Annotated in this window: 10 protein-coding genes; 4 read left to right on the plus strand and 6 right to left on the minus strand. The window is 43.3% G+C overall.

Annotation, left to right across the window (positions count from 1 at the left end; translation table 11 throughout):
• Positions 1-207, minus strand: a 207-nt coding sequence (locus ED605_RS13170; RefSeq protein WP_162919812.1) for a helix-turn-helix domain-containing protein, incomplete at its 3' end; no start/stop codon positions are given.
• A gap of 739 nt (positions 208-946) precedes the next feature.
• Here ED605_RS13170 and ED605_RS13175 point away from each other — a divergent pair.
• Both ED605_RS13175 and ED605_RS13180 read left to right on the plus strand, forming a co-directional pair.
• Positions 947-2,554 carry a peptide ABC transporter substrate-binding protein gene (locus ED605_RS13175; RefSeq protein WP_121979356.1) on the plus strand — a complete coding sequence of 536 codons (1,608 nt, stop codon included), beginning with the start codon at positions 947-949 and terminating at the stop codon, positions 2,552-2,554.
• Between the two features lie 14 nt (positions 2,555-2,568).
• Entirely contained in the window at positions 2,569-3,759 is a 1,191-nt protein-coding gene (locus ED605_RS13180; RefSeq protein ID WP_121979357.1) for a metal-dependent hydrolase family protein, read from the plus strand.
• Between the two features lie 107 nt (positions 3,760-3,866).
• On the opposite strand, the gene ED605_RS13185 is transcribed toward ED605_RS13180, so the two are convergent.
• Positions 3,867-4,277, minus strand: a complete 411-nt coding sequence (locus ED605_RS13185; RefSeq protein ID WP_225419152.1) for a hypothetical protein — start codon at positions 4,275-4,277, stop codon at positions 3,867-3,869.
• A 28-nt stretch (positions 4,278-4,305) separates the two neighbouring features.
• The gene (locus tag ED605_RS13190) at positions 4,306-5,925 is read right to left on the minus strand and encodes a peptide ABC transporter substrate-binding protein (protein WP_121979358.1); all 1,620 of its coding nucleotides are present in this window, start codon (positions 5,923-5,925) and stop codon (positions 4,306-4,308) included.
• Between the two features lie 511 nt (positions 5,926-6,436).
• On the opposite strand from ED605_RS13190, the gene ED605_RS13195 reads away from it, so the two are divergent.
• The gene (locus ED605_RS13195; RefSeq protein ID WP_121979359.1) at positions 6,437-7,555 is read left to right on the plus strand and encodes an iron-containing alcohol dehydrogenase family protein; all 1,119 of its coding nucleotides are present in this window, start codon (positions 6,437-6,439) and stop codon (positions 7,553-7,555) included.
• A gap of 295 nt (positions 7,556-7,850) precedes the next feature.
• Here ED605_RS13195 and ED605_RS13200 read toward each other — a convergent pair whose 3' ends face one another.
• Both ED605_RS13200 and ED605_RS13205 read right to left on the minus strand, forming a co-directional pair.
• Positions 7,851-8,309 carry a DUF1440 domain-containing protein gene (locus ED605_RS13200; protein WP_121979363.1) on the minus strand — a complete coding sequence of 153 codons (459 nt, stop codon included), beginning with the start codon at positions 8,307-8,309 and terminating at the stop codon, positions 7,851-7,853.
• Positions 8,310-8,533: 224 nt separating this feature from the next.
• On the minus strand, positions 8,534-8,794 hold the full coding sequence (locus ED605_RS13205; protein WP_121979360.1) for a hypothetical protein: 261 nt from the start codon (positions 8,792-8,794) through the stop codon (positions 8,534-8,536).
• Positions 8,795-8,856: 62 nt separating this feature from the next.
• Here ED605_RS13205 and ED605_RS13210 point away from each other — a divergent pair, with 62 nt between their 5' ends.
• Positions 8,857-9,030: a hypothetical protein gene (locus ED605_RS13210; RefSeq protein WP_225419153.1), complete on the plus strand. Its 174-nt coding sequence runs from the start codon at positions 8,857-8,859 to the stop codon at positions 9,028-9,030.
• A gap of 94 nt (positions 9,031-9,124) precedes the next feature.
• Here the strand turns inward: ED605_RS13210 and ED605_RS13215 are convergent, their stop codons facing one another.
• Positions 9,125-9,982, minus strand: coding sequence for an NAD(P)-dependent oxidoreductase (locus ED605_RS13215; RefSeq protein ID WP_121979361.1), 858 nt, complete (start codon positions 9,980-9,982; stop codon positions 9,125-9,127).
• Positions 9,983-10,133: the final 151 nt, after the last annotated feature.

Genomic DNA, 10,133 nt, shown 5'->3' on the forward strand with positions numbered 1-10,133 from the left:
GCCCTCATACGAACAATGTTTCTGGGAATCAATCTGGGTGGTTAACCCGCGTTTTAATTCACGAGAAATGGTGCTGGGGCTCCGGTGAAGCTGGCTGGCAATCTGACGAACGCCGAACCCTAATCGAATCAGGGATTCAATTTGACCGCGTTCAAAAGATTGGAGTTGTTGGTAATGCTTAGGCATGATATTCTTAGTTTGGGTCATGAAGATACCTATCCTTATCTGTTGATTTTGTCGTTAATAATAAGAATAGGTCTTCATGGCCTTTTAAGCTAGTCTAATTGGTCTAGTTATCAAGTGTTGCACTTCAATTTTAAATCGGGGCAAAACAAACTTTATAGAATTGGATCAATTACTTTGTCAATTATCGATAAATTACGGGAGCAATGTCCCAAGTGATTGGTATCGGTATCGGATTGAACAATTAATTGGTGAAGGAAAGTTAGAAGCCCATCCCGGGTCGACGTCGGTTAAGCAACTGATCCGGCTGGTAAATAACTAGAAAAATTTGTCGATGGGTTGACAGCATCACGTTAAGTGGCGTATGGTGTCTATATTAAGATTTGATGAGATATTGATGAAGCGTTGATGAAGAAAGTATCGAACCACAAAATCATCTTAGCGAACCCGGATGAGTGAAAGCGGGTGGTGATTGTGACTTGAGAAAATCACTTCGGAGCTGTGGACTGAAGAAGCATTAGTAGGGACCACCGGGAATGCAGCCGTTACAATTGCAGCGAATCGTGATTAGGATAACTGTGATGTTAAAATGATCCTAATGACTGTTTGGCTAAGGCTATTTAAAAGTAGTGAATAAAGGTGGTACCGTGCATCAGCACCCTTTTTGAAGATGACTCTTCAAGAGGGTGCTTTTTTCGTCCGGGAATCGTTGCTCATCAAATCCTGATTGAAACCATTTATTTCTACATAGGGGGTTCTGCGTATGAAACATAATCAAATTGTGGCATTTGGCGTAGTGGCAGCTATGGGTCTTGGGTTAGCCGCTTGTGGCCAGAAATCAACCAGCAATAAGGCAAGTCAGACTTTAAACGTCACACTACCGGATGAACCAGCAACGGTTGATCCAAATACGGCCTATGACACCAATAGTGCCAGTATGATTTTGCAGACCATGGAGGGGTTGTACAAATATGATCAGCATAACAAACTGGTGCCGGGAGTGGCGACAAAGGTCGTTAAACCCACTAATCATGGGAAAACATATACTTTTACGTTACGAAGGGATGCTAAATGGAGTAATGGCGATCCGGTGACAGCTCAAGACTTTGTCACGTCGTTTAGACGAACGGTTGACCCAAAGACGAAAGCTCAGTTTGCATCAGTTTATCAATACTTTAAAAACTTCAATGCCGTCCAAAAGGGTAAACTATCGCCAACTAAATTAGGGGTTAAAGCCTTGGGGCCGCATAAACTGCAAGTACAATTGACTCGCGCCGTTCCCTACTTTAATGACCTGGCTGCCAGCAAATATTTGCCGTTAGATACCAAAGTGGTTAAAAAGTATGGATTAAAATACGGAACGAATGCTAATCATGCTGTCTATGATGGTCCATATAAACTAACCGGCTGGACAGGGACTAATTCATCTTGGCGATATGTTAAAAATCCAGATTATTATAATGCCGGGAAAGTCAAAATGAAGCGGGTTAATGTCACGGTTGCTAAAGATCAAAATACCGGGGTTAATTTGTTTAAGAGTGACAAGGTCCAAGAGACGACGGTCACGGGACAATACGTTCGTGAGAATAAGAACGATCCCCAAATGAAGACCCATCTGCTTGGTCGAATCAATTATTTGTATTTCAACAATCAAAAGAAATTGACTAACTCGACCAACTTGCGACAAGCAATGTCTTACATAATCGACCGTCGGCAGCTAACTCAAAATGTGCTGCAAGATGGGTCAAAACCAGCTTTAAGTGCGGTGCCGCTTGGTGATCAAACCAATCCGGCGACTGGACAGGATATGGCTAAAGAAGTTGGCAATTTATTACCACATAATGTTAAGAAAGCCAAACAATATTGGCAGGCTTACTTAAAGGAAATTGGCAAAAAGAAAGTAACGTTAAATCTATTGACTGATGATACGGATGAGGATAAGCACGTTGGTCAATATATTCAATCAGCCGCGGAAAAAGCGTTGAAAGGACTCAATGTTCAAGTCACCTCATTGCCGCACGCTCAGCATGTTTCACGAGACTTTGCCGGAAACTTTGAGATGAATTTAACTGGATGGTCAACTAATTGGCTGGATGCGTCGGACTTTCTTGGACTTGCCCGCGATGATAACTCCGTGAACTTCACACACTGGAAAGACGCTAAATTTGATCAACTTGCTCATCAAGCTGATAATCTCACCGGAGAAAGTCGATACAAAAAATTAGTAGCGGCAGATCAACGATTAATGGCAGTGAAAGGCTATGTGCCATTGTATCAGCCTTCAGAAGCCAAATTAATCAGCAAAAAGATTGGCGGGCTGAATTACTCATTACTAAATGAAGCACAATATCAATACGCTTATTGGAAATAAAGGAGAGAGCTAAAATGACGAAAACTGAAACACTTTTTTACAATTTCAACTTGTTCGATGGTCGAACTTCTGAAAATGAAACCGATGCTTGGTTTGTCGTAGATGAAAATGGCCAGTTAAAGGATCGGGGGACTGGCCATCATCAGAACTTTGAAAACGAAGTTAATTTAGGTGGTCGTTACGTCATGCCTGGCTTCATTAACGTTCACTGTCACATTACGTCGCACCCGGATAAATTTGATGGTGGCTTTAACGTCTCAGAAACCGAAGCAGCCGTTTTTGGTTACCAAAGTCTTCAGCAACTTTTGAAATCTGGGGTCACCTTTGTTCGTGAACTTGGGACGTCATATGACGTTGATATTAAATTAAAACGGCTGATGAAAGCCGGCCAGCTGAACCATGTGCCTGAATTACAACCTTCCGGGCGGGCTTTTTCCATGACGGGTGGTCACGGGGATGCACCCCATGCAGCTTTTTTGGTTGACTCACCCGATGAAATGCGTAAAAGCGTTCGTCAAGGACTAAAGAATGGTGCCGAAGTCATTAAAATGATGGCCACCGGTGGTGTGATGACACCCGGTGATTTTATGGCTGATCCACAGTTATCCGTTGAGGAGATGAGAACCGGTGTGGTTGAAGCCCATCACAAGGGACGTCGGGCAGCAGCCCATGCGGAAGGCAATCCGGGGATTCAAAATGCTCTGGATGCCGGTGTTGATTCAATTGAGCACGGCTTCTACGTTAACGAGCAGGAAGCCCGCCAGATGGTGCAACAGGGGACTTACTTGACCCCGACGTTAGTTGCCGAGCTGGTTATTCCGAAGTATGGTCACGGCGTCTTGCCTGAATGGGAGATTAAGAAGGCGGCTGACGCACTGGATGATACTTATAAGAACTTGTCTAAAGCTTTTGAACTGGGTGTTAAATTCACGTGTGGGACTGATGCCGGCACACCTTTTAACGGTTTTGATAAGACACCGGCTGAATTTGAGTTATTAACTAAACTTGGGATGACGCCCGCCCAGGCTTATCAATGTTCTTCATTAAATTCTGCTGAACTCTGCCAAATTAACGAAGATCATGGAACGTTAGAGGTCGGCAAATTTGCCGATTTTCAAGTGTTGGATGCTGACCCGTTGCAGGATCCGAAAGCTGTTCAGCAAGGCGACAAGGAAGTTTATCTTCACGGGCATCGTGAATTCTAATTGTTAAAAAGCTAATTATTTTAAAGACGATAGCTGATTAAATAATGGCGACAAAGTAAAAAGGTTGAGCGACTCTCAATTTGGGAGTTACTCAGCCTTTTTGTCATTCATTGATTAATGGGGCGTTGACGGTGATTGCGGGCATTGTTATTAACAATCAATGCCCAGATACCCGGGATAAGATATAGAAAGCTACCGAGAACACCCATGACCAAAGAAACGATCGGCCAGACATAGTTATCATCTTTATGAAGCCGCTTCAACGCGAAAATCATCACCACTTGTTGGACAATGTAGGCGATGCCAAACGCAATGCCCATAGTGTTATTGACCCAGGAATGTTTGCCGCCAATATTTAACAACAGCATGATGAGGACAATCACAATCGTTACAAGCCACCAAATAATCCAACCGGTAATCTGGGCACCGGTTAATCGACGTTTATTTTGCATAATAGCCACCTTATCTAAAATTTCTTTTGTCCCAGCGTAACGAATTTGGGGCCGAAATTCAACCATCTACGACTTCCTTTTGGATCTTTATTGGTTATTTCCAACTAGCAAATTCGTATTTTTGGTACCCGATTAATGGATAATCCAATCCCTTAACTTTACTGGTTTGTAGATGAACCGAAGAATATTGGTAAAGAGGGGTGACCCCTTGAAGCTGATTGAGTAGGCTGGCAGCTTGCTGCTCCAACTTTACTCGTCGGGCGGGTGTCTGGCCATTAGTTTGGTTAATTTTGCGAATCAAGGCTTCATATTTTGAGTTTGTCCATTTTGTAAAGTTGATTTGCCCAGCCTTGGCGGCGATGTTTAAATAATCAATTGGATCCGGGTAATCCGTTGACCACCCAAGCGTGCCGGCTTCAAACTTGTGATCTGAGAAAGAGGAGATCTCTTGTTGCAACGGAACTGAGCGAACACTGATTTTAAGATTTGGGGAGACTTTGCTGGCTTGGCCTTGAATGTATTCAGCAACAGCTTTGTAGGCGTCGGTGTCAGCCGTTAAAAGCTGAAAACTGATCTTTTTTGTCCCCAGTTGTTTTTGAGCAAGGGCGAAGTAGTGTTTGGCTTTCTTGAGATTATAGGTTAGCTGAGTTGTTAAGCTGGTATTGAAGTTGTGGCCGTTTTGACCCTTGACTTCACCTGCTGGAACAATTGATTTGGCTGGTAGTGAGCCATCGTTTAAGACTTTATCAGCCAGCACTCGTCGATTGATTGAGTAACTAACGGCTCGGCGAAGATTTAAGTTATGAGTAATGTGGTTATAGTTGTTCCAGGGAATGAAGGCTAATTGCCCGTATCGACGGACTTTGACGTCTTTTTTAAATTGTTTTTCGGCGTCGGCTACCCAAGTACCGGAAATTTGTGTTTCATCCACGTCACCAGCCTGGAAAAGTTTAAAGCTGGTTTGTGGGGTTTTAACTACTTGAAAATGAATTTTCTTAAGTTTAACGTGGTCGGCGGCATAATATTTGGGATTTCTAACCAGATTCCAGGTATCTTTTGACGAATTCCAGTTTTTGATCAGATAGGCACCATCAGAAACGGCATGTTTGGCATCCTGACCATATTTGGTTCCCCATTTTGCCAAGGCTTTAGGTTCAACTGGGTAGACTTCGGTGGCCAAAATTGAATTGTAATATGGAACGGCGTGGCTTAACGTAATTTGCAGTTTGTATTTGCCAAGGGCCTTAATTCCTAATTTACTTGGTGAGGCTTTGCCGGTATTCACCGCGGTAAAGTTCTTTAAATCTGAATAGTGAGCGGCCCGTTGCGATTTTGTCTTGGGATTCACTTGTCGACGGGCCGAAACCACAAAATCTTGGGCAGTTACCGGACTGCCATCGTTCCATTTGCCGTCTTTTCTTAAGTTAAAAGTATAGGTTTTACCCTGGTTAGTCGGCGTGACAATCTTAGTCGCTAAAGATGGTACGATTTTCCCCTGATTATTCTGTTTGTATAAGCCCTCCAGAACTTGGGTTGTGGCCATGTCACTGCCGATGTCAGTTTCCCGATTAGGATCTACGGTTAAAACGTTGGCTTGAGCGGTGGCGTTGAAAACTCGATCATTTCGGTTATTCGACTGTTTCTGCCCACAGGCGGCCAGGACCAGGACTAAACTACTTACCATCAATCCGATTGTTAACATGTTCTTTTGCATTTCTTTATCCTCCAATTCAACAGTTAAAAAAAATCGTCCCCCAGTCAATGTTGACCAAGGGACGATTTGTGTCGTGTTACCACCCTAATTTGTGGTTTCGCTTTGTCGATAACCACCTCTGCGATACTAAGTATATCAGGGAAGGTAACGGTTCCTGCCGAGTCGCCTGCGTTAACAGACGACCACCATTCACAAGTTCATCTTCACGACATGGTCACGATTCTTTCCCATCATCCGAATTTTCTGAAAGCGATCAATAGCGTTACTCTTCTTGCGGATTCTAACTAAATTTTAATTTAGATCCATCATATAAATCAGTTAAGTAAAAGTCAATAGCTAAAAATAAAATAAAATAAAATTGGGATAAATCACACTTTAAGAAGAAGTATCTGACGCCAAAATGTTACTTTTTTCTGGAAAGGCTTGACAGCGCCAACTATTTGAATTAGAATTCCATTTATTATATTAATTATTTTGTTATTTTAACTAATTGAGAATTGGAGGAATCAGTATGATCATTTCCCGCATCGGACCACAACAGTATTTGTCAAATCAGGACGCTTATGACTATTTACCAAAATACATAACTAACAATCAGTACCAACGTGTTTTATTTTTACATGGCGTTAAATCACTTGCTGCTGCGAAACCATACTTACCAGATTGGCAACCCGGTGTGACCGTTCATGATATTCATTTTAACGGCGAATGTTCACCTGAAGAAATTGCTCGAATTCGTGGTTTGGTTCGAGAATACGATATCCAGTTGATCATTGGTTTGGGTGGTGGCAAAGTTTTGGATACGGCGAAAAGTGCTGCCCATTATGAACATCGACCGATTGTCACGATTCCGACTTTGGCTAGTAATTGTGCACCTTGGTCGTGTTTGAGTGTACGGTATAAAGAAAACGGTGAACACATTGACCACGAAGTTTATGATAATGCGACGAATCTTCTGTTGATCAATCCAAAAGTGATCTTGAACTCACCAATTGATTACTTTGTTGCCGGCATTGGCGATACGTTAGCGAAGTTCTATGAATCTGAATTGATTTTTCAGGATTTGGCAGAAAAGGGCTCGCTAAACGTGGCGTTGACGATTTCCAAGCAAATGTCTGAGAATTGCAAGGACGTATTGCTTAAGAATTCAGTTGCGGCCGTTCGGGATATGAAAGCCGGTAAACTGACGGATGAATGGTTGAGTGTCGTGGAAACCATCATTTGTACAGCTGGAACTGTCGGCGGCTGGGGTGATGAATACAGCCGATCGACCGGTTCACATTCTGTCCATGACGCGTTGACCACTTTTGATGAAACCAAACCGCTGTTGCATGGTGAGCGGGTCGCATACGGAAATTTGGTTCAGTTATCTTTGGAGAAGCACTTTGAAGAGATTCAAGTTCTGCTGAAACTGTATGGAACATTGAAGTTGCCTCGCAGCCTTGAAGAACTCGGCTTTAAAGAGCCGTCTAGTCAGCTGATTCACCAGATTGCTGCCGAAACGGTGACACCGGAAAAAGCGATTCATTTGCTGCCGTTCAAAGTGACTGAACCAGCCGTTGCTCAAGCGATTAGTCAGTTGGAAACCATTACCGCTCAATATAAGGCAAAAGTGGCTGTGAATAACTAAGTTAAAATTATCGTCAGTCGATAATTCTTCTAATTAGAGGAGTTAGCGACTGGCGTTTTTTAGTGAGTAAACGCGGTAAGGTAAGCGCTTGCAAAAAGTTAAATTAACTATTGCTTATTACATGACCTCAGCCGATAATATAATTAAATGGTTCACGGATTTGAGCCGACTAAAGGGGATTGAAGGGTTTATGAGTTTTAGTGATGGCGTAAATCAATGAGGTTAAACGAATCAGATCAGAAACAAAAAAGATGCAGAAAACTCCTTTCTTCGAAGCTTTCAACATCTTCTTTTTCTACTTATTCAACTGTTTCCCCTGATACAATGCATTACTTACCAAATCAATGGTACTCATCCAAGCAATATGGCCAAGCGCCTCGGAAAATTGTTCCTCAGCCGGAAGATCTTTAGCAGCGGGTGTTAGCTGCATCATTGGCAGGATACCTAAATGAAAGGCGCTCCAAAGGCCTAATCCAGCAATGGCACCATGCCCCCAACGAATGGGTGGCGTGACGTGCTGTAAGACACTGTAGCCGACCGCAAACGTTGTGGAAAAACCAAAGTGAATCAAATAGCTGACCCATGGCAGTTTCTGGTCAGAATAAGTATAAGTTGAATGAGTGACTGATGCCGGTACGCCGAACTTTTCCAGCATTGCTTGCGGTGGATTGGTTGCGTCCCGGTCCGGGGTTCTTGGTGGCAGCAAGTCTTCCCAGCCTAGTTTGACCAGTCCGGATAGGAAACCGGCGACCATCCCAGCCTTGACAGCAGATGACACGTTAACATTTTTAAGTCTCAATCAGATCGACCCCCTTGAAGGATAATGTTAAAATCTATACTTCAAGTATACCGCAGAACCTGCTTGGCTTCTTGCTTTGGCATTTAAAAATGCGTGGACGTGTATTTTTAACAGTCATATCTAAAGAAATTATCAATGACGGTCACCCCCTAAGCCTTAGCTTTTTGATTTTGAATCAACTAATTTTCATCTGTTTGCTGAATCGTTGTCAGCCGTCGATCCCGAATTTCGTGAAAAACCAGTGATAGGATCAACCAGCCACCGAAAATGTAAGGGAAATATTTGGCAGGCCCCGTTGGCTGGGGATAAAGACTGCTAATAATCGGAATCATGAGTAAAGTTCCGGTGAGGGCGGACGACACAATGTGATGCCCTTTTAGAGACCCTAATTTGTATAGAAAAGCCGGCGCACTAATTGTCACCAGCAGGTAAGCAATCAAAAAGCCCCAAACAGTAATCGTTCCAAACCATTGATCGAGAAACCAAGGAACCTTACCCCAAATTGGTAGCTAAGATCATTAAACATGCGGTAGCACACGGCTTAATTATTGAAAACGCCGGTGTCCATGATAATGTGATTCGCTTCCTTAGTCCTTTGGTTGCAACCGAAAAACAGATTCATGCGGGCCTGGACATCTTTGAAACGGCAATCAAAGAATCTTTGGCAGAGCTCTAATTAGTCATTTCAATGAAATTGATCTCCCCCAAGACAGAAAAAATCACCTGCGATTCCATTTAAAGAATTGCAGGTGATTTTTAGTAGATATCGATTAGTTTTTGAATTTTGGTAACGCCGTGTTCTTATTCGTAATATCAATGAACCTGGCGTCGCCTTCAACGGCATTGACGGCGTCCCGCAGTCGATCACGGGAGCCCTTAGCCAATGGCAGTTTGATGAGGTCTTTAGTGGCATTCAGTAATTCTTCCTCATCAGCAACGGAGCCCTTAAGCGGCCGTGGGTTGGTTGTATCTAGTGCCCGGTTGACAACTGCTTTGAGTGGGCCCATTTGCATCAAGCCCAACACAGTTTCGTAATCAATGTTATAAGCATCTGCCAAATCAAGTGTTTCACGAATCCCGGCTTCGGCAGCCATAATGCCGACGTTGGTAATTAATTTCAATTTTGCACCATTCCCAAGTGCCCCGACGTATTTGACGGTGCCAAAGACCTTTAGAATTGGCAGGACATTTTCAAAGGTAGCTTGATCCCCACTGGCAATTAACACCAGGGCAGCTTCACGAGCATAACGCACCCCACCAATTAACGGAACGTCCAATAGATGAGTGTCCTTCGGCAGGGCTTTATCAATGTCAAAAATCTTTTTCGGATCCAGTGTCGACGTCACAATTAACGTACTATCAGGTTGCAAAAAGTCCACAATGCCGCTTTGACCATCCTGCCCCAGGTGTAGTGCTGGAACATCATCGGACATGACAGATGTGATAATCACTTTGGAAGCTTTTACGGCCTCGGACAGTGAGCTGGCGGCGTGAATATCGGGATTATCAAAACCGGCCATTTTATTAGGCACTTTATCCCAAATGGTCACGTCATAACCGGCAGCCGGTAAATGTTTCACCATTTCTGTCCCCATATCACCAATTCCAATAAATGTCACTTTCGTCATGATGCCATCCCCCTCTAAAGTTGACGTAATGTCCAAAGTTTCTTAGTTCCATCCTTGGTAATCCTTGTCAAATCAACGTTAATCAAAAAACACTTGCCTTCCCCCAAAAGTTCCGACATAGTGTAAGTACCAACTCAACACAAGGAACAGG

This window comes from Lentilactobacillus raoultii (assembly GCF_900411375.1).
Lineage (GTDB): Bacteria > Bacillota > Bacilli > Lactobacillales > Lactobacillaceae > Lentilactobacillus > Lentilactobacillus raoultii.